The organism is Alteromonas sp. K632G (assembly GCF_017653625.1).
Lineage (GTDB): Bacteria > Pseudomonadota > Gammaproteobacteria > Enterobacterales > Alteromonadaceae > Alteromonas > Alteromonas naphthalenivorans.
The window spans coordinates 183,633-203,747 of the sequence record NZ_JAGGDM010000005.1; the positions used below are offsets into that span (position 1 = coordinate 183,633).

Sequence of the window (20,115 nt, forward strand, 5' to 3'; positions counted from 1 at the left end):
CCATATGCTAACTAAATACTGCCGCTATTGTTCACGATGAATGTAATCGTTTATCAACTGCATAAAGGCGTCGCCGTAGCGCGATAGCTTGGTTTGCCCTACGCCGCTTACATCTAACATAGTATCGCGGGTGGTCGGGAGCTTAGCGGCCATGTCTACCAGCGTAGCATCACTGAATACCACATAAGGCGGCACTTCGTTTTCTTCTGCCAGCACTTTGCGTAAGTGCTTTAAGCGCATAAATAAGGTGCGGTCGTAGTTAGCCGGCGCTTGTTTCGCCTTTTTATCTGGCTTGAATTCTAACCTAGGTACCGCTAGCTGTACGGCCACTTCGCCTTTTAATACAGGGCGGGCAGCTTCGGTTAAGCGAAGCGCAGCGTTGGCGGTAATATCAACCCGTATTAACCCCTTATGGATAAGCTGATTAATCATGTTGTGCCAATAGCTGTCAGATTTGTCTTTGCCAATACCATAGGTTGAAAGCTGGTGGTGCCCAGCTTCTTGCAAGCGCTTTAGCTGTTTGCCGCGCAGTACATCAATAAGGTATTGGGTAGAGGCTTGCTGTGAAAGCCGAAGAATACAAGACAGTACTTTTTGGCTAATGACCAAGCCGTCAATCATGGTGGGTGGATCTAGACAAATATCACAGTTGCCGCAGGCACTGTCACTAAATTGAGAAAAGTAGTTAAGCAGCACCTGTCGGCGGCAGGTTTGCGCTTCAGAAAAGGCCTCCATGGCCGCAAACTTTTGAAGTTCGATGGCATTTCTATCGGCCTGCTCACCTTGCTCAATCCACTGACGTACCCGAGCCGCATCTTTTTCATCGAACAGCAGCATGGCTTCAGATTCAAGGCCGTCTCGTCCTGCGCGGCCTGTTTCCTGGTAGTAACTTTCAACACTGCGAGGTACATCGTGATGCACCACGTAACGCACGTTCGATTTATTAATCCCCATACCGAAGGCGACCGTGGCTACAACAATATCAATTTTATCGTTCAAAAACTGGCGCTGAACTAATTCTCGTTCGTCGGCATCCATACCCGCATGATACGCCGCGCAGCGAAAACCTTGCTTGAATAGCTTGGCATGTAAGTCGTCTACTTTGGCGCGACTATTACAATAAATAATCCCGCTGCCTTCTTGTTGCTTAACGTAAGTAACAACCTGTTCGAAGGCTTTGTACTTCGACATCACCCGATAACGAATATTCGGTCTATCGAAACTGCCTTTATAAACTAGGGGGTCATTAAGTTGCAGTTGGGTGAGAATATCGCTTTGGGTAGCGATGTCTGCGGTAGCCGTTAACCCAATAACAGGGATATCAGGAAAGCGGGCTTTAATCTGGCCGAGGGCCCGGTAGTCGTGCCTGAAATCGTGCCCCCAATGGGAGACGCAGTGGGCTTCATCGATAGCAAATAAGGCTACCTCTGTAGTACGAAGCGTTTGCTGAAAGCCAAATTGAAGCAATCGTTCAGGAGAGACATACAATAAGTCTAACTGGTTAGACACCATTTGCTCTGAAATACTGGCTTGGTCTTCCTGACTAAGTGTTGAATTTAGGTAAGCGGCTTTCACACCCAAGGCTTTTAACTGTTCTACTTGATCTTGCATTAACGAGATAAGTGGCGACACTACAATGCCAGTACCTGCGCGGATAAGCGCTGGAATTTGATAGCACATAGATTTTCCACCACCGGTAGGTAGCAATACAAGTGCATCTCCACCGTGGCATACATGGTGGATGACGTCTCCTTGTCCCTCGCGAAATTCATCGTACCCAAACACATTTTTTAAAACGTTTTCAGGGGTTAGCGCATCGGGAACGGGAGAACTAATAGTGGTGTCGGCAATTACAGTAGTCATGGCGGGGGATTTTACGCGTTTTTCTATCGTTCTTCACGAAACAAACGCAAAAACTGGACTAAAATTCAGAAGTCATATGAAAAGGTATAATAAATTAAAACAGTGCATCCCTTAAAAGTAGGCTAACGTCGATGTAATGCTACTCATAAGAAAGGATGCAATATGCGCACTTCAGACAATAAAAATATGCCTAGCCGCAACGATATGATTGCACATGTTATTAGTTTATTTCGTGATACTATGCCGTTTAACCAGTTATTAGGGTTAGAGTTTGTTCGCCCGAATGAAGGGGTAGAAAGTGACAGCATAGAACTTCATGTTTCTTGGCGTGAAGCCTTAACCGGAAATCCACTGCAAAAAATTCTTCATGGCGGCGTGACAGCCACTATGCTAGATACCATAGGCGGCTTGGTCGCTATTATCGAAGCGATTAAACGAACTAACGATACTGACCTAGCAAGCTTGCAAACCCGTCTACCGAGAATGGGTACCGTAGATATGCGCGTTGACTATTTGCGACCGGGTCGTGGAGAGCGGTTTATTGCTACGGCAAAAGTTATTCGCGGCGGCGCTAAGTTGGCGGTTTGTAGGATGGAGCTTCACAACGAAAAAGGCGATCATATTGCCTTTGGTACGGGTACCTATATGTTGGGGTAGCCGGTATATAATGCATTTTGGAGGTGTCGAGTGGCGGAGCCATTACCCGATCTTATCGAAGAGTTTGTAACAGATGGTATGGGTGATGACCCAGCGTCTATTCTTACCGCATTAAGTGGGCAGGATACTGTCTACATTGCCTCCTTATTAGAATCGTTACCCCTAGAGCGACGTCTCGTCGTTTGGGAGGGCATTCCACGTGATCGCAAGCTTAGCGTGCTGGTGGAAATGCGAAGCGATCCCCGTGAAATTCTTATCGACGCCACGCCGCATAACGAGTGGGCGTCTATCTTTGCTGATATTGACGCAGAAGACTTACTTGAACTCCTCGACTCATTACCCACGCGGTTAGTTGATGTCGCATACGAAGCCCTTGATAGCCAAGAACGTAAGTATTTCCGCGAAGCGACGCAGTTTCCCGACGAACAAGTGGGTCACTGGGTCAGTCATGAGTTGCTAGTACTACCGGCTAATGCAAAAGTGAAAGAAGGCTTACGCCTATTACGACGAGACATACCTCAGCACTGCGATAGTATTTATTTGGTGAACCGTTCCGGTCAATTTACCGCACTGGTGAAGATTCATCGTCTTTTTGCGGCGCAAGAACACAGTTCACTGATTAGCATGGCCGAAGAAAATGTCACTATGCTAGTGGGCACTGATGAGTCTACCGCGGCATCCTTACAAGTGCAGCGTTCAGGGCTATCGTCGTTACCTGTGGTAGATGAATCGAACAAACTTATTGGTCGTTTAGATATCGCTTCGGCCAGTGAGTTAATGAACGAGTTTTACGAGCGTCAAGTCATGGCCTCTGCAGGTATGGATGAAGACGAAGATTTATTCTCACCTGTGGCAAAAAGTGCGAGAAACCGTGCATTGTGGCTAGGTATCAACTTGCTTACCGCGTTTTTGGCATCTTGGTTTATCGGGTTGTTTGAAGCTACATTACAGCAGGTGGTTGCGCTGGCGGTACTCATGCCAGTGGTTGCTAGTATGGGTGGTATAGCAGGCAGCCAAACGCTTACATTGATTGTGCGCGGGCTGGCACTTGGGCAAGTAACGCCAGCCAACTTACGTGCACTTATGATGAAAGAACTCAAAGTTGGGGGGCTAAATGGCGTGATATGGGCTTTGGTGATAGGCATAGTGGCCTATTTCTGGTTTGCCGATGCGCTACTTGGCATGGTGATTTGCCTAGCCATTCTCTTTAATATTGTGGCAGCTGCGCTTGCCGGTGTGTTCGTGCCCTTTATTTTGGACAGACTTAAGATAGATCCCGCGTTGTCTGGATCAGTTATTCTTACCACAGTGACTGACATTGTTGGCTTTGTTGCCTTCTTAGGGTTGGGAACGTTATTTCTGTTATAGCTGGAACTATAAGTTGTCATCACCCCTAGACTAACTTTGTCTGTAAATACCCCATTCTGGGCGTGATAGGCTTGCTTTCTTAAGTAAGGTAATGAACACTACGCGCCTTTTTTCAGCCTTAAAAAGTGATAGCTAACTATGCGCGTTCAGCAAGCCAGTGCTGCCCAAGTCGGAATAATGTGTGCCATCGCGGCCTACACCATGTGGGGTATAGCGCCAATCTACTTTAAACAGCTTACTGTATTGCCCGCAGCAGAAATTCTAATGCACAGGGTAACTTGGTCGGTGTTGGTGCTGGTAGGCTTGATTGCTGGGTTAAAGCAGTGGGCCAAGGTTGCCGCAGCTTTGCGAAATAAAAAGGTGATGCAGGTGTTATTGGTCGCTGGCATTTTGCTAGGCGCCAACTGGCTACTGTTCATCTGGGCAGTAAATAACGATCACATATTGGATGCTAGCTTAGGTTACTACATCAACCCGCTTATTAACGTTTTTCTTGGGCGGCTTTTTCTAGGCGAAAGGCTAAGAACGTTTCAGCGAGTGGCGGTGGTATTAGCCATTGTGGGTGTGGCTATTTTGATTTTCTCTTACGGTCATGTGCCTTGGATTGCACTTGTATTGGCGGGCAGTTTTAGTATTTATGGTATTTTACGCAAGCAGGTAGCGGTAGATTCTTTGCCGGGCCTTTTTATCGAAACGTTAATGTTATCACCCTTAGCTTTAGGGTATTGGCTGCTATTTGGTTCAGAATACAGCAACCTTTTTAATAACGACGCTAGCTTAAACATGCTTATTTTAGCCGCCGGTATTGTGACCACTGCGCCCTTGTTATGCTTTACCGCAGCAGCACGGCGTATCATGTATTCAACCTTAGGTTTTTTGCAATACATAGGGCCAACACTCATGTTCGTGCTGGCGGTTTACTTGTACGATGAGCCGTTAGATGAGGCTAGGCTAATCACCTTTGGTTTTGTGTGGCTAGCACTTGCAGTATTTAGTGTCGACTCTCTTATTGCCTACAAAAAACAGCGAAAAGCCCTAAAGGCATCGGTGCAGTCGGCTAAGGTAACCAGTGAAACTCAAACTTCTTGAGTTTCACTGTTTAGGTAAACTTGGTTACGCCCAGCATGTTTTGCTTTGTATAAAAGCTTATCTGCGCTACTTAGCAAGGTTTCAATATTTTGCGTAGGGGTATTACAAAGCCCAATACTGCAGGTTACTTTCACGCTTTCTTCGCCTAATTGAATTGGCATTTTCTCTAACGCTATTCTGAATCTATTTAGCCGCTCTTGTGCGTTATTAAGGTCGATTTTAGGCAAGTAAACGCAAAATTCTTCCCCACCAAAACGTGCAACCAGCGTATCGTTAAAATGAACTTGTAACAGGTTAGCTACCGCTTTGAGCACGAGATCACCCGCATCATGCCCGTAGGTATCGTTAATGCGCTTAAAATGATCAAGGTCGATAAGCGCTAAAGCATGTTGCTCAGGTAGCTTTTTATACTGCACGGTAACGGTATAAAAGAAATGGCGGCGGTTAGGCAGGCCAGTTAAATAGTCGGTATTAGCAGCGCGTCGAATGGCTTCTACGCTTTCAATATATTCAATATTCTGCATTACCCGGCATAAAAACTCTTCATGACAGTAAGGTAAATGCAAAAAGTCGTTCGCACCGCTTTTAATGAAATGAGCAGACATCAGCGGGCGTTGGTCGCTTGCAAGACCGATAATGGCTAACTGTTCTTTTGAGAAGGCTTTACGCAGGCCTGAAATAAACTGCGTGCCGGTCATATCTGGAAGCGCGTTATCGGTGATAACCAACCTGATATGTGCATGCTCAGCCAGTATGCTCATAGCCTCACTGGCGGTAGGGCAGTCATAAACCACAAAGTTGTGTCGATAAAGCAGCGAAAGCATTTTTCGTCTAGATGAACGGTGCGTACTTACTACTACAACACCTGTCGATTTGTTTTTCTCTAATCGAAACAGTAAACGGCTTAAGTAATCGTAATTTTGCGCGTTTTCTTTGGGAATGTAATCAACGACGTCTTTTTCTAAGACCCTGTCTCGGGTTTTTGCTTCTAGCGTATCGGTAGTGACTATGGCTGGAATAAAGGCATCAATAGCGAAGTCGATGGCTTCGCCATTCGGCGCATCAGGTAAGTTATGAGCAACAATGGCGCACAAGAAACTTTCAGGCATCATAAGCGCAAAACGGGCGCTCGCTTCCGTTAACGAGTGAGCGCCAACAGGGATTAACCCTGCTTTTCTGACAAGTTTTGATACAACGTCTAAATTTTTATCGCTGTTTTCTATCACCAGCACATTTTGCGGCATATTTCTCTACTTGGGTTCAGGCTTCTTGCCAGATTGCTATGCTTTTTCCAATTTAGCATAGGCGAGAACGAGCCATTTTGTACCAAATTCGTCAAAATTAACTTGTACCCTAGCGTGTTCACCACTGCCTTCGTAGTTTAGTACTATCCCTTCACCGAATTTACGGTGAACAACTTTTTGGCCCAACTGAAAGCCAGTTTCTTCAAATGAGGCGTGTGAGGTCGCTTGGCTGAATCGGTTATGTATCGGTCGAGAAATTGTAGACTTGAGTCTTACTTCTTCAACACAGTCAGCTGGAATTTCACGAATAAAGCGAGATGCGGTGTGGTATTTGTCTTGCCCGTATAAACGGCGGCTTTCCGCGTAAGTAATATATAGCTTTTCCATGGCGCGAGTCATGCCCACGTAACACAGGCGGCGTTCTTCTTCCATTCTGCCTGGTTCATCATTGGTCATCTGGCTTGGAAACATGCCTTCTTCGACACCGGCCATAAATACCATAGGGAATTCGAGCCCCTTTGCGGTGTGAATCGTCATCATCTGCACCGCATCTTGATCGGTGCCCGCCTGGGTTTCGCCTGCTTCTAACGAGGCGTGAGCAAGAAAGGCAGAAAGCGGCGTCATTTCTTCTGCTTCATCAGGTACGGTAAATTGCTTACACGCGGTAACCAATTCTTCTAAGTTTTCCAGTCGCGCTTGGGCTTTTTCGCCGCGTTCGGCTTGATACATGGCGTATAAGCCTGACTGCCTAATGGCCACGTCGGCGTGTTTTTCTAAAGGCTCGTCTACAGTAGCTTGTTCAAGCTCGGTAACTAACAGCACAAAACTTTGAAGGGCATTAAGTGCACGGCCTTTGAGCGCGTTTTCGTTAATGAGTAGTTGGCTAGCCTGCCACATAGAGCAATTATGTGTTCTGGCGGCTTCTCGTACCTGTGAGAGGGTTTTTTCACCCATACCGCGAGTTGGCGTGTTCACTACACGTTCAAAGGCGGCATCGTCATGAGGATGATTCATCATACGAAGGTAGCCAAGTGCATCTTTAATTTCTTGGCGTTCGAAGAATCGAAGGCCGCCATAAATGCGATACGGTGTACCTTGGTGCAGTAAGGCTTCTTCTAATACCCGCGACTGGGCGTTATTGCGATATAAAATGGCAGTGTCTTTTAACGCATTGCCTTGGTTCAGCCAGTCTTTAATTTTCGACACAATAAAGCGGGCTTCATCTAACTCATTAAACCCCGCATAAACAGAGATGGGCTCGCCATCGTTGCCGTCTGTCCAAAGCTCTTTGCCTAAACGGCCCGTATTATTATCAATAACCGTGTTGGCGGCTTTCAAAATGGTACCGGTAGAACGGTAGTTTTGTTCTAATCGAATGGTTGTGGGGTTATTGAAATCTTTCAAGAAGTGCTGAATATTATCAACATTCGCGCCACGCCAGCCGTAAATAGATTGGTCGTCATCGCCCACAATCATGATATTGTTTTGATTGCCGCTACACAGCATGCGTAGCCATGCGTACTGAATGTTGTTGGTATCTTGGAATTCGTCAACTAATACGGCGCGGAAACGTCGTTGGTAATTAGCGAGCACTTCTGGGTTTTTAGCCCAAAGTTCGTGTGCACGCAATAATAGCTCGGCAAAATCCACAAGCCCTGAGCGGTCGCACGCGTCTTGATACGCGGCGTAAATTTCACGCATCTTTTGTTGGGTTTGGTCATTGTGGGTTTCAATATGTTGAGGGCGCAGGCCTTCGTCTTTATTGCCGTTGATATACCACTGAATTTGACGGGGCACCCAGTGCTTTTCGTCTAAATTCATGGCTTTTAAAATACGTTTAATCAAACGGTATTGGTCGTCTGAGTCAAGAATTTGGAAGTTTTCAGGCAAATTAGCTTCTGCATGGTGGGCGCGAAGCAGCCTGTGAGCTAATCCGTGGAAAGTACCAATCCACATATTATTCAGACCACGACCCATCAACGACTCTATTCGGCCACGCATTTCTTTCGCGGCCTTATTCGTAAAGGTTACGGCCAGAATGGAAAACGGGGCAATATTTTCCACTTCCATTAACCATGCTATGCGATGCACCAACACCCGAGTTTTGCCACTTCCTGCGCCAGCTAATATGAGGGCGTTAGAAAGAGGGGCTGCTACCGCTTCACGTTGTTTATCGTTAAGCTCGTCAAGCAGTCGGGATACATCCATAATATGGTCAACCTAATTTGTCTAGTTTCAATGCTGCAACATTATGCCAGCTGACTGTGAATTTATACAGGCCTGTTTGATGAAGCTTAGCGGCTAGGGGGAATTTTTAGCGATGAACTTAGCCTTGTTTAGACGACACCAGCGGTATTCACGGGCAGGTTATCGATAAGTTGAACAATTTTCACGCTTGAAGCGTAGTCTGTAGGTGTTGTTTTAACTGTGGCTCATGTACACTTCGAGCCATTATGTTGCCTAATACAATGTAGGCCTTTTACCCGCATTTAAGTGGGCTCTGAACTTTATTTTTACAGGAACTGCCTCATGCACGCACTCTCTCCATCGACTGACTTTTGGTTATCGTTAAAAAAAGAAGCGCAAACTGTGGCAGAAAGCGAGCCGCTACTAGCAAGCTATGTTCACGCCTGTATTTCAGCACATCATAATTTTGAATCGTCGTTAAGCTTTATATTATCAAGCAAAATGGCTGATGAAGTGATGCCGGCTATTGCCATTCGTGAAGTGTTCGATGAAGCCTATTTGTTAGAGCCGTCAATTAGTGAGTCGGCAATGGCAGATATTAATGCTATTCGTGCCCGAGACGCCGCAGTAGATGATTTCTTAGTGCCATTGCTGCACTTCAAAGGGTTCCACGCAGTGCAAGTTCACCGCATGGCGCATTACTTGTGGTTGCATGGTAGACATCAACTTGCTTTGTTCTTACAAAGCCGTAATTCGGCTACCTTCGGCGTGGATATTCACCCTGCCGCTAAAATAGGTAAAGGGGTGATGTTCGATCACGCTACCGGAATTGTGGTGGGTGAAACCGCAGTTATAGAAGACAACGTGTCTATTTTGCAAAGCGTAACGCTTGGCGGAACTGGGAACGAGTCGGGTGACCGTCACCCTAAAATTCGCCAAGGCGTGTTAGTAGGTGCGGGTGCTAAAATTCTTGGCAATATCGAAATTGGCGAAGGCTCTAAAGTGGGAGCGGGTAGTGTTGTGTTAGACAATGTACCGCCGCACGTTACAGTAGTCGGTGTGCCGGCTAAAGTGGTTGGACGCCCAGTATGCCAGCGCCCTTGCGATTCTATGCGCCAAAACGTGTTAGAAGACAATCAGCCTTACTCGCAAAAGCCTTAAACGCGCCAGTACTTTAAGAGCAAGTACTTTAAGCGCCAGTACCTTAAGAGAAAGCGCTACTTACTGATTTACTTACAAGAAGTAAGCTAACTCGTCTAACGAATCTAATGCCACGTGAGGGAGTACAGATGCTCTCTCACGGGGTAAATGCATTTCTCGGTTGCATGCAAACCAAGCAGACTGAAACCCCGCATTTATCGCCCCATACACATCTTTAATAATGTTATCGCCCACGTGCAATATATTTTCCGGCGCATCGCCTATAAAGCTTGCTGCTTCATCGAACATAGCCCGTGAAGGTTTCATAGGTCGGCTAGTACTGGCATGTAAAATGGTATCGAAATAAGGCGTAATACCTATTTGGTCAGCGTTTACATTGCCGTTAGTAATACCTACCAGTGTCATATTTTCACTTAAAATTGATAAGGTTTTATGCACATCATCAGCCAAATCAAACTCGCTTCTGGCATGATAAAAACAGTCGAAACAGGCTTGCACGGCAGCATCTAACGTGTGGGTGTCTTGGGGTGGAATATCATGTATCAAAGCCGCATTTAACACCGCTAAGCGAAGTTTTCCCATATCAGATGAATAAGTAGGATTGGCCGTAATAGCATCCCGCTTTAGCTGTTGCCAGTGTGTAGGAGTTAATGCTGCTGCTTTGGGGTGATACTGCTTTAAATGCGTATTCAATGCTGCTTCGGCTTGGCGAATAATAGGTTCGTTATTATATAAGGTGTCATCAAGGTCGAAGGTCATAGCCTTCACGGAATTTATGGCTCTGAAGAACTGCATAATAGTTAAAGGCCTATTTTCAAAAGAGGATTATTTTTTATGTGCTCTAGGGTGCGCGGCATCATAAACCTTGGCTAAATGCTGAAAATCTAAATGAGTATACACTTGCGTGGTAGATAGATTGGCATGGCCTAATAATTCTTGCACCGCCCGTAAATCGCCGCTCGACTCTAATACGTGCGTGGCAAAAGAATGGCGCAGTTTATGTGGGCTTACTTTCTGACTAAGGCTTTGCAACTCTGCCATTTGGTTAAGCCGGTTAGCCACTTGGCGATTTGAAATGCGGGTTTTACGCTTGCTAACAAAAATAGCGGGTTCATAGGGTGAAGCATAAGCAGGGCGCACTTTAAGCCAAGCATGTAGCGCCTTTTGCGCTTGTCGGCCTAAGGGCAATATACGCTGCTTACTGCCCTTACCGGTCACTTTAATGGTACCGTCTTTCGGGTAGTCACTTAAGTTTAAGCCCGTTAGTTCGCTTAATCGAAGTCCGCAGCCATAGAGTAATTCAAACATGGCTACGTCGCGGCAAATAATGCCTTCGTCGGTATCGCCGCTGGCGGCTTGTTCATTTGCCAACAACTGCTGCATTTCATCAACGCTAAGCTGTTTAGGTAATGGTTTGCCTTGTTTGGGCGCTTGAATACCCTCCACGGGGTTGCTGAACAGCTGTTCGTTATCAATAAGGTATTGGCAGAAGGTACGAAGAGCTGACAACCGCAATGCTATGCTACGGGGTTTATGCCCGTCCATTTTTGCTGCCGCCATCACGCGCTTTACATCAGAGGGCGTCATACCTGACCACTCGTAAAGCCCCAAAGTAATGGCTATGCTGGTAAGTTGTCTGCGGTAGTTACTGATAGTAAGCGGCGATAAACCGCGTTCAACTTGTAGGTGGAGAAGAAACTTTTCAAGCCAAAGGTGGCAAGGTTCGCTCAGTACAGTTTCCGTTGTCACGAAAACTAATACCCCATCATCTCAGGCAAAATAATATTAAGCACTTGTTGTAGCTGTTGTAGCAACAAGGTGTCCATATCAGGGGTGAAATGGCTTGGATCACTGCTGCTAATACCTAAAATACCAATTTCTTGGTTGTCGTCTAATAGCATTAGGGCAACAGATTCTGCGCTACTATCAGCAAACAATAACTGGCGTTCGTGCTGCGATAATCGTCCGAAAAAAAAGTTCGACGTTTTAAAGCGCTTTTCGGTAAATAACCTGCGTTGTAACTCGGGAATAGCATGAGGGCCCTTGAAGCTTTTTATCACCGCAGAAGACAACTGCAAACGCTCTTGCAACACATCTTCAAGGGTAAACTGAACTTCTGCCACACTTTCGCAACGCAGTAATTGTACGTTTAGGTCGGTGTATACGCGGTAAATTTTTTCGTTTTGCTTGGCAATACTCACCAGTTGCGTAAGTTTATAATTCAACTGGCGAACTTTTTTGCGCAATTGCTCACTTTGAATTTCAACCAGCGAGACGCTGCCTTTATGCGAATGGGGAATTTTAAGTTTTTCGAGTAGTTCTGGGTATTGAGCAAAAAAATCAGGGTTTTCTAACAAAAAAGTGCGAACCTGTTCTGAGGAAACATCGCTGTCGCCTGAAAACACGTCTACTACCGCTGATGCGCTAGCTTGTCCTGATAATTCACTCATAAATTTATATGTCCGTCGTACACATGGTCGGCGGGCCCTGTCATTTTTAATACATTATCTGGGCCTGGCCAACGGATCCGTAAACTGCCGCCGGGCAAATCTACCCGAACATCTTTGCTTAATTTACCTTGAATCTGACCAATTGCAACTGCTGCGCATGCACCGCTGCCGCATGCCAAGGTTTCACCCGAGCCACGTTCAAATACACGCAATCGAATGTGCGATTCATTAATAATCTGCATAAAGCCCACATTCACGCCTTCTGGGAACCGTTCGTTGCGTTCAACGAGGGGCCCTATTTCTTTAACAGGCGCGGTATCTACATCTTCCACTTCCATGACGCAATGCGGGTTACCCATAGATACGGCACCGTAAAACAAGGTTTTATCGTTTACGCGCAATATATAGGTATTTTCTTGTTTGTTCGCTTTCAGTGGAATTTTAGCTGGCTCGAATTCGGGCTTGCCCATATTCACGGTAACTTGGCCATCTTTCTCCAAGTACAACACCATTTTCCCAGCTTTAGTACTCACCACAATTTTATTGCGGTTAATTAGCCCTTTTTGCTTTACGAAGCGCGCAAAGCAACGAGCACCATTACCACATTGTTCAACTTCAGAGCCGTCAGCGTTAAATATGCGATAGTGAAAATCTTGTTCAGGATCGTAAGGCGGTTCAACCATAAGCAATTGATCGAACCCTATACCGAAGTTTCGATTTGCTAACTGCTGTATTTTGTCCTTCGAGAAAAAGACGTTCTGGGTGACATTATCAATCACCATGAAGTCATTTCCCAGACCGTGCATTTTTGAAAACTGAACCTGCATTAACCGCGCATCTTTATTTTGAGTTTAACCCTAGTTTACGTAAGTTTGTGCTCACCTTTCCAGAGATCTTTTAGAATTTCTCTTTCACGCACCACAATTGTTGCATCACCATCTACCATAATCTCTGCTGGACGGCAGCGGCTATTGTAGTTTGATGCCATTGCAAAGCCATACGCACCGGCGCTTCGCACTGCTAGTAGGTCAGTTGGTTCGATAGCAAGTTCACGGTCTTTACCGATGAAATCACCGGTTTCACATACCGGGCCTACCACATCGTAATTGCGTGCTGTAGCAGTACTTTCTTGTTTTACTGGGATGATATTCTGCCATGCAGAGTAAAGTGCAGGTCGAAGCAGGTCATTCATAGCGGCATCAACAATAGCGAAGCTTTTCTCTTCACCTTCTTTGATAAACTCAACCTCAGTGACTAAAATACCCGCGTTTGCGGCAATAGCGCGGCCTGGCTCTAAAATGAGTTTAAGGTTCTCTCGACCCACCATTTTTTCTGCCATCGCTGCAGCGTAAGCTTTTGGATGCGGCGGTTCTTCGTCGTTATAAGTCACACCTAAGCCACCACCAACATCTAAGTGATCAATGGTTATACCGCGCTCGGCTAATTCATCAATAAGCAGCAACAAACGCTCTAGTGCATCGACAAAGGGGCCAATTTCAGTCAATTGCGAACCAATGTGGCAGTCCATACCCACTACGTTCAAGTAAGGAAGTGATGCGGCTAGCTCGTAGGTTTGCAACGCGCGTTCACGGGCGATACCAAATTTGTTTGCCTTCAATCCTGTTGAAATATAGGGGTGCGTTTTTGCATCTACGTCAGGGTTGATGCGAAGCGAAATAGGCGCCTTTTTGCCAAGGGATTCTGCTACCGCGTTAATGCGATGCAATTCAGGCTCAGACTCTACGTTAAAGCACATAATGCCTTGCTCTAACGCATAACGTATTTCGTCTGCTTTTTTACCTACACCTGAAAATACCACTTTGCTGGCATCGCCACCGGCTTCAATAACACGTGCTAATTCACCACCAGAAACAATGTCAAAACCAGAGCCAATTTTGGCTAGTGTACTGAGTACACCTAGATTTGAATTGGCCTTTACTGCATAACAGATAAGGTGAGGGTGCTCACCAATAGCATCATTAAAGGCATGCCAATGACGTTCTAAAGTTGCCCGTGAATATACATAAACAGGGGTTTGGTACTGTGCAGCAATATCTGCAACGGCTACATCTTCAGCGAAAAGCTGGCCGTTTTTATAAGCGAAAAAATCCACTAGTGAGATTCTCCTGGTGTGGAGGCGGGTTGGCTTTGCGTGTTTGGTGAAGACGCTGTTTCGTCTGGCTTTTCAGTAGGCGTCGTTTGTTCTGGCGCTTGTGGAATATACAGCGCCCCTTTATAACCACAACCACTAAGTAGAATGGCTGTGAATGTAACTAAAACCCACTTCTTAAGCACGAAAAATCCCGCGAATACGACAATAAATGCCGTTATCATCGCATTGCGTGATTAAAATGCAAGAGACAATAAGCGTTCTTGTGTTTTATCGCCGTAGCGAACCTCTTTCCACAGCGAATTACATAGGCTTTGCGTGTCTTGCAAGTCACCTTTTTTCAGCCAATCAATTAATGTATTAGGGTCGTCGGGGAATTGAATAGCTTCTATGTCTGCTGTTTCTAGCCACTCTTCAACAATATCCGTATCCAGTTGAAATAGGGTGTGGCAAAGGTCAAGCTTATTAAGGGTGAGTACATTTGATAGCTGCTCAAATTGGCCATGAAGAGGCTTGATAAGTAGCTTCTTGCCTAGCTGTAAGGCTTCGCTTGAAAGTTCAAAACCTCCGTTCGCAATAACGCCATTACAATGCTGTAGCGCACGCTGGAAATGCTGTTTTGACGTAGGGTTCCACTGAATGTGTCCCGCGTCTTTAATTTCGCTAATATCGGGGTGGAAGCACTGAAATTTTTGGTCGCTTAAAGGCTCCAGCATTTGTTGAACGTCGCTAACATCTTCAAATGGTAAGTAAACCAACACATGACCCTTACCCGGTACTGATAGCGGTTTCTCTGCCACAAAAGGCGGAATGATCGGTTGATTAAAGTGAAACCAATGGACACCTAATTGAAGGTCGGTAGGGGCGAATTTTTTCATTAGCAGCCGATCAATAATGGTGTCGCCAGATTTTGGCACATCATAAGAAAATGCGGCTTGGTGGCTAATTGAAATTGACGGAATATGCTGACGCTTTGCCGCCCACGCTGTGACAGGCTCAAAGTCGTTAACGAGAAGATCGTATCCGCTTGCATCAAAACGTTTCACGTCTTTTAGAAATTGACTGATATTAGCTTCTTTAATGGTTTGCCACCGGTCTACGCGGCCACTTTTAGTGATAAAGCTTAAGCCAGTGAAGGTGCGATAGTCGCCAAATACATCCATATCAAAATATTTATCGGGTTCACGACCTGTGAAAACAAAATCTACTTCAACATCTGAACGCTTGGCTAGTGCTGCCGCCATAATTCGTGCACGAGCAATGTGCCCGTTTCCGGTGCCTTGCACGCCATACAATAATTTCATGTTACCCCAGGATGGAAATACTCAACGATGCGATAGTGATACCAAGTAACATACCTGCGACTACATCTGATGGGTAGTGCACGCCTAGCAAGACGCGAGACAGGCCAATAAGGGCTGCCCAACTGTATGCCAGTACCGCGAATGGTGGATAGTAATGCGCTACAATACTTGCCATTAAGCAAGCCGCAGCAGTATGCCCAGAGGGCAGAGAGAATTTATCGGATGGCGTAACATGTGCTGTTAAATCCAATAGAAAATCACAAGGGCGCGGGCGCTTGAACATTTTCTTAAGCAGCACATAGATAGGTAATTCCAGCGCATATGCCATCAGCGCTGTGTAGAGGAAAAGTTCGCCATGCTCGGGTTCAAAAGCCCATAATAAGGCGCCAATGAACAAGTAAAGGTATCCATCTCCGGTTTTTGATAACCAGATGATACTGCGACAATCTCGTTTTACGGTAAGACTGTATAAGCGATAGAACAAATTTGTATCGTATTTGGTCAAGGATTTAAGAAGCATTAGCCTTGCCCCCTTTCGATTGATTATTGAACAATTTAAAAGCATTCTGTGACCAACCAGTGACAGAAAAAAGAAACCTTTATGACAGATGAAAAGGTTCGTTGGTCAGGCTGTTCTGCACGTATTAACTTCTATTAGGTGCGGTGTGCTAGCGAGTTAGTCTTTTATAAAAAGGTAAGCAAGTTACGTGCTAAGTAGGTGAAAATGTCTTTGCTAATAAGAGTGGCAGTCTATTTAGTGGAAAGGTTGTTGCTGTTTCCCTGAAACTTCATAAATCAGGCGTTTTCAACGACTAAATTAATGCTATGCTAGAACAAGGTAAATAACCTACTACTCTCAATTAAAGTAAGGTAGAGCAATGGATTACAACACTTCTGAATTGTGCGATTTATTTGCAGACAGCGTCGACGTAGTTGACCCTATCTTTGCAAGCTTTGGCGGCCGTTATTCTTTTGGTGGCGAAATCACCACGATTAAGTGTTTCGAAGACCGTGGTCTTATTGACCGTGTATTGGCTCAACCTGGTGCAGGTAAAGTACTGCTAATTGATGGTGGTGGTTCTACACGTCGTGCCTTATTCGATGCAGCCCTTGCTCAAGTAGCAATAGATAACGACTGGGAAGGCATTGTGTGCTACGGCAGTGTACGTGAAGTGGATAACTTGGCCGAAATGGATATTGGCGTATTAGCGGTGGCGGCAATACCTGTTAACGCTGAATGTGAAAGCATTGGCGATGTTGACGTACCGGTTAATTTTGGTGGCGTTACCTTTCTGCCAGAAGATCACCTTTATGCTGATAGCACGGGTGTTATTCTTTCACCTGAACCTCTCGATATCGACTAAGCTTTGATACTAGCTTCTTAGCGACGTTTGAGAATTATTGCTTAAATACGCAGGTTTAAGACAACAAAAAGCGGAGACAGCTGAATAAAGTGCCTCCGCTTTTTTGTGCTCAGGATTCAGCAACTACCCATAGCCGCTAGCAGAACCCTCTGCGGTATGTATTGGTAATTACTTATCAAACGTTTCGTTTAAGTACATGGCAAGTCGAATACCAGCCATTTGTAAACGCTGATTAGCCGTTGGAAGATGCTGATATAAGTAGTCATAACTCATGTTGTTGGCATCTTCAGGGTAGACTTCATCACGGAGTTTAGTGCTTTCTTCAATCCACACTAACGGATCTGTGGTTGCCCAGCTACGAATGTCATCCGGTGTAATGTGTTCTGTAAGCCATGTTGTCCATTCTGTATAAGACAGCTTACGTTGCTCTAGCATTTGAGAGTCCCACACCCGATGTAAATTAGAGTTCTGCCAAAAGAAATTTACTTTTACATCGTTACCGCCGCGATCGCTGCCATCACCCGCATGCAGCGGTTGGTGCAAATCACCAATAATGTGCACTATAAAACGTAGCGCTAAGCGTTTTTCTTCAATAGTGGCCGAATCGCTTTTTAAGGTTTTTGTATAGGCTTCAAGTGCGGTAACGGCATCACCTTGTCTAGGCGCACCAACTTCAGCATAGTTTTTCCCTTGAGGCACTGTTACATAGTGCCAATGGGTAGACATCTTTTGCCAAAACTCACTTGGGTTTGAGCGCATTTCATCTGCATAAGTTGATGCTTCTGCTAGCGAACTGTTTGGTAATAGTTCTGCTACAGCAGCTTGAGACAAGGGGCTTAAATACTGCTGCGCAATAGCGCCAGTAACCCGATGGCCTGTTTGGCCCCAGCCAAACGCTGGCGACGAAACAAATAACGTAATAAGTGAGCTTAGCGCAACGGCGAAAGTCCTATTTCTCAACGCTGTCATTAATTTTCCTTTGTTCTATTTTTAAATTTTGCAAATCGCTATTTCTAGCGGCTGTTTCTATTAGCAATGTACTATTAGCTAAGCGTTACCACTATGTTTAGCGGTTTCATAACCCCAGCGTGCCACTAAAGATTGTTCAACGCCGAGATGATCAAGAATACGCGCCACAACAAAGTCGACCAAATCTTCGATGGTCTTAGGATTATGGTAAAAACCAGGTGCCGCTGGCATTATTGTCGCACCCATTTGTGACAATTTAAGCATATTTTCCAAATGGATTGAGGAAAGGGGCATTTCTCGTGGTACCAGAATAAGCTGTCCTCTTTCTTTTAATACTACATCGGCTGCCCGTTCTATCAAATTGTCGCTAGCACCAACGGCGATAGACGAAAGGGTGCCCGTAGAGCAAGGGCATACTACCATTTTGGCCGGTGCTGCTGAACCTGATGCAACAGGTGAAAACCACTCTTCTTTTCCAAATACTTGCACTTGACCAGGCTTGCCGCCGCAGTGCTCAATGAAAAAAGCACTGGCGTCTTCAGGCCTCGCGGGAATTTTTATATTTTCTTCTGTAGCCATCACCACTTTAGCGGCAGAAGAAATAAGCACATACACTTGGTAGTCAGCTTTAACTAACGACGTTAATAGTGATAGTGCGTATGGTGTGCCGGAAGCACCCGTAATAGCTAGGGTAATTTGCTTATCATGTTTCATTTTTCTACCTCGATTGACGGGGTAAGTACGCGTAAAACACGGTTGTGGATGCCTTCAAAACCACCATTACTCATAATAAGAATATGATCGCCAGGGCGCACTTCGCTTTGCAATACTTTTACAATGTTTTCAACATCATTGAATACGGTGGTGGGCGCTGGGCTAGCAGCTGCTGCTTCCTTTAGCGACCAGTCTAGCCCTTGAGGTTCATACACATAAACTGCATCGGCGGCCTGCCAAGAGTGAGCAAGGGTATTCTTATGCACCCCCATTTTCATGGTGTTCGAACGAGGCTCCAGCACAGCCAGTATGCGGGCATTACCTACTTTCTTGCGAAGTCCATCAATAGTGGTGGCAATGGCGGTGGGGTGATGAGCAAAATCATCATAAACCGTCACGGGTTTACCTTCAGCTGCGAGTGTCACTACGCCTTTTATTTCCATGCGGCGCTTAACATTTTTAAAACTTGATAGCGCGGCAATGGCATCGTGGAGGGTAACACCGGCATGATGAGCCGCAGCAATGGCCATGAGTGCGTTATCCACATTGTGCTGGCCAAGCAGTTCCCACTGTACTGCGCCAACAATCTCATTGTTAAATAGCACGTTAAACTGGCTACCATCTTTATTGATAAGTTCTGCGGACCATTCTTTGCCTAGACATTGGCGTGGCGTCCAACAACCTTTTTTAAGGGTTTCCTCAATAGCGGGCGTGTGGTTGGGCGTAAGAATCAGGCCATTTTCTGGCACCATGCGCACAAGGTGGTGAAACTGGGTTTGAATGGCGGCTAAGTCGGCGAAGATGTCAGCATGATCAAACTCTAAGTTATTAATCACCAGCGTTTTAGGTCGGTAATGCACAAACTTAGAGCGCTTATCGAAAAAGGCGCTGTCGTATTCGTCTGCTTCAATGACAAAAAACGGGCTTTCTCCAATACGGGCAGACACACCAAAGTTTTCAGGCACACCACCAATAAGGTAGCCGGGGTTTAATTCGCTGTACTCTAAAATCCACGCCACCATGCTGCTGGTCGTGGTTTTGCCGTGGGTTCCTGATACACCAATGACCCATCTATCTTTTAATAAGTTATCAAGCAACCATTGCGGGCCACTGGTATATGGCAAGTTTCTGTTTAGCACGTACTCAACCGCCGAGTTGCCACGAGACATCGCATTTCCAATAATGACCATATCTGGAGTTGGATCGAATTGGTCAGTATTAAAGCCTTCGGTAAGTTCTATACCAAGAGCTTCAAGTTGGGTACTCATGGGCGGATACACGTTGGTATCTGAGCCTGTGACCTTATGGCCCAAGGCTTTCGCAATGGCTGCGATGCCACCCATAAAGCTACCGCAAATACCTAGAATATGTAAATGCATAGCGAATTCTCATTTTTTACTGCATTGAATACTGGCTACTTTATCAGAACAGCAGCAGGTTAAATAATGCATTTTTACGCATAATGCCTGCTTTCACTGGTATGTTGTGTAGATTGCCTGCGCTTGGCTTATTCCACTTCGGTGCATTCACGGTTACAATCAAATTAACGAGCATATAAAGCAGTGCTTGTTGGTAATGTGAGAGAAAGCCGGTAAGGAAAGCTGTGCGCCTCCCATTGTCATACCCTACACACTA

General features: G+C 45.6%; 19 protein-coding genes. 5 read left to right on the forward strand and 14 right to left on the reverse strand.

From position 1 onward, the window contains the following. Positions 1 to 24 precede the first annotated feature (24 nt). Positions 25 to 1,863 carry a DNA helicase RecQ gene (gene recQ, locus J5X92_RS07080; protein WP_013785927.1) on the reverse strand — a complete coding sequence of 613 codons (1,839 nt, stop codon included), beginning with the start codon at positions 1,861 to 1,863 and terminating at the stop codon, positions 25 to 27. Between the two features lie 162 nt (positions 1,864 to 2,025). On the opposite strand from recQ, the gene J5X92_RS07085 reads away from it, so the two are divergent. From J5X92_RS07085 to rarD, 3 genes are all read left to right on the forward strand, one after another. Continuing rightward, the gene (locus J5X92_RS07085) at positions 2,026 to 2,520 is read left to right on the forward strand and encodes a thioesterase family protein (RefSeq protein ID WP_013785926.1); all 495 of its coding nucleotides are present in this window, start codon (positions 2,026 to 2,028) and stop codon (positions 2,518 to 2,520) included. Positions 2,521 to 2,550: 30 nt separating this feature from the next. Next, positions 2,551 to 3,888, forward strand: a complete 1,338-nt coding sequence (locus J5X92_RS07090) for a magnesium transporter (RefSeq protein WP_013785925.1) — start codon at positions 2,551 to 2,553, stop codon at positions 3,886 to 3,888. 138 nt (positions 3,889 to 4,026) lie between these two features. Beyond that, positions 4,027 to 4,977: an EamA family transporter RarD gene (rarD, locus tag J5X92_RS07095; RefSeq protein ID WP_126872651.1), complete on the forward strand. Its 951-nt coding sequence runs from the start codon at positions 4,027 to 4,029 to the stop codon at positions 4,975 to 4,977. On the opposite strand, the gene J5X92_RS07100 is transcribed toward rarD, so the two are convergent. Both J5X92_RS07100 and uvrD read right to left on the reverse strand, forming a co-directional pair. Next, positions 4,965 to 6,221, reverse strand: coding sequence for a diguanylate cyclase (locus J5X92_RS07100; protein WP_208805196.1), 1,257 nt, complete (start codon positions 6,219 to 6,221; stop codon positions 4,965 to 4,967). The two genes, rarD and J5X92_RS07100, sit on opposite strands and share 13 nt — an antisense overlap. A gap of 36 nt (positions 6,222 to 6,257) precedes the next feature. Continuing rightward, positions 6,258 to 8,429 (reverse strand): DNA helicase II, encoded by a 2,172-nt coding sequence (gene uvrD / locus J5X92_RS07105; protein WP_013785922.1) that lies wholly within the window; start codon positions 8,427 to 8,429, stop codon positions 6,258 to 6,260. A gap of 321 nt (positions 8,430 to 8,750) precedes the next feature. Here uvrD and cysE point away from each other — a divergent pair, with 321 nt between their 5' ends. Continuing rightward, complete coding sequence (cysE, locus tag J5X92_RS07110; RefSeq protein WP_013785921.1) at positions 8,751 to 9,569, forward strand: serine O-acetyltransferase; 819 nt, start codon at positions 8,751 to 8,753, stop codon at positions 9,567 to 9,569. A gap of 72 nt (positions 9,570 to 9,641) precedes the next feature. Here cysE and J5X92_RS07115 read toward each other — a convergent pair whose 3' ends face one another. Genes J5X92_RS07115 through J5X92_RS07150 form a run of 8 tightly spaced genes read right to left on the reverse strand, consistent with a single transcriptional unit; the run spans position 9,642 to position 15,953 of the window. Continuing rightward, the gene (locus tag J5X92_RS07115) at positions 9,642 to 10,364 is read right to left on the reverse strand and encodes an HAD-IA family hydrolase (protein WP_013785920.1); all 723 of its coding nucleotides are present in this window, start codon (positions 10,362 to 10,364) and stop codon (positions 9,642 to 9,644) included. Between the two features lie 30 nt (positions 10,365 to 10,394). Continuing rightward, entirely contained in the window at positions 10,395 to 11,318 is a 924-nt protein-coding gene (locus J5X92_RS07120) for a tyrosine recombinase XerC (RefSeq protein WP_013785919.1), read from the reverse strand. A 5-nt stretch (positions 11,319 to 11,323) separates the two neighbouring features. After that, complete coding sequence (locus J5X92_RS07125) at positions 11,324 to 12,019, reverse strand: DUF484 family protein (RefSeq protein WP_126872649.1); 696 nt, start codon at positions 12,017 to 12,019, stop codon at positions 11,324 to 11,326. After that, on the reverse strand, positions 12,016 to 12,846 hold the full coding sequence (gene dapF / locus J5X92_RS07130) for a diaminopimelate epimerase (RefSeq protein WP_013785917.1): 831 nt from the start codon (positions 12,844 to 12,846) through the stop codon (positions 12,016 to 12,018). The genes J5X92_RS07125 and dapF overlap by 4 nt, the downstream gene beginning before the upstream one ends. Positions 12,847 to 12,881: 35 nt before the next feature. Further along, positions 12,882 to 14,132 carry a diaminopimelate decarboxylase gene (gene lysA, locus J5X92_RS07135; RefSeq protein WP_013785916.1) on the reverse strand — a complete coding sequence of 417 codons (1,251 nt, stop codon included), beginning with the start codon at positions 14,130 to 14,132 and terminating at the stop codon, positions 12,882 to 12,884. Further along, positions 14,132 to 14,314: a lipoprotein gene (locus tag J5X92_RS07140; protein ID WP_256770312.1), complete on the reverse strand. Its 183-nt coding sequence runs from the start codon at positions 14,312 to 14,314 to the stop codon at positions 14,132 to 14,134. Before J5X92_RS07140 ends, lysA begins: the two co-directional genes overlap by 1 nt. Before the next feature lie 51 nt (positions 14,315 to 14,365). Continuing rightward, positions 14,366 to 15,433, reverse strand: coding sequence for an MJ1255/VC2487 family glycosyltransferase (locus J5X92_RS07145; RefSeq protein ID WP_013785914.1), 1,068 nt, complete (start codon positions 15,431 to 15,433; stop codon positions 14,366 to 14,368). 1 nt (position 15,434) lies between these two features. Further along, positions 15,435 to 15,953 (reverse strand): phosphatase PAP2 family protein, encoded by a 519-nt coding sequence (locus tag J5X92_RS07150; protein ID WP_013785913.1) that lies wholly within the window; start codon positions 15,951 to 15,953, stop codon positions 15,435 to 15,437. Positions 15,954 to 16,311: 358 nt separating this feature from the next. On the opposite strand from J5X92_RS07150, the gene rraA reads away from it, so the two are divergent. Continuing rightward, on the forward strand, positions 16,312 to 16,797 hold the full coding sequence (gene rraA, locus J5X92_RS07155; RefSeq protein ID WP_013785912.1) for a ribonuclease E activity regulator RraA: 486 nt from the start codon (positions 16,312 to 16,314) through the stop codon (positions 16,795 to 16,797). A gap of 168 nt (positions 16,798 to 16,965) precedes the next feature. Here the strand turns inward: rraA and J5X92_RS07160 are convergent, their stop codons facing one another. The 3 genes from J5X92_RS07160 to mpl form a co-directional block, all read right to left on the reverse strand. Continuing rightward, positions 16,966 to 17,766: a S1/P1 nuclease gene (locus J5X92_RS07160; protein WP_126872648.1), complete on the reverse strand. Its 801-nt coding sequence runs from the start codon at positions 17,764 to 17,766 to the stop codon at positions 16,966 to 16,968. Positions 17,767 to 17,844: 78 nt separating this feature from the next. Beyond that, positions 17,845 to 18,480, reverse strand: coding sequence for a flavin prenyltransferase UbiX (locus J5X92_RS07165; protein ID WP_013785910.1), 636 nt, complete (start codon positions 18,478 to 18,480; stop codon positions 17,845 to 17,847). Beyond that, positions 18,477 to 19,859: a UDP-N-acetylmuramate:L-alanyl-gamma-D-glutamyl-meso-diaminopimelate ligase gene (mpl, locus tag J5X92_RS07170; RefSeq protein ID WP_013785909.1), complete on the reverse strand. Its 1,383-nt coding sequence runs from the start codon at positions 19,857 to 19,859 to the stop codon at positions 18,477 to 18,479. The genes J5X92_RS07165 and mpl overlap by 4 nt, the downstream gene beginning before the upstream one ends. Positions 19,860 to 20,115: the final 256 nt, after the last annotated feature.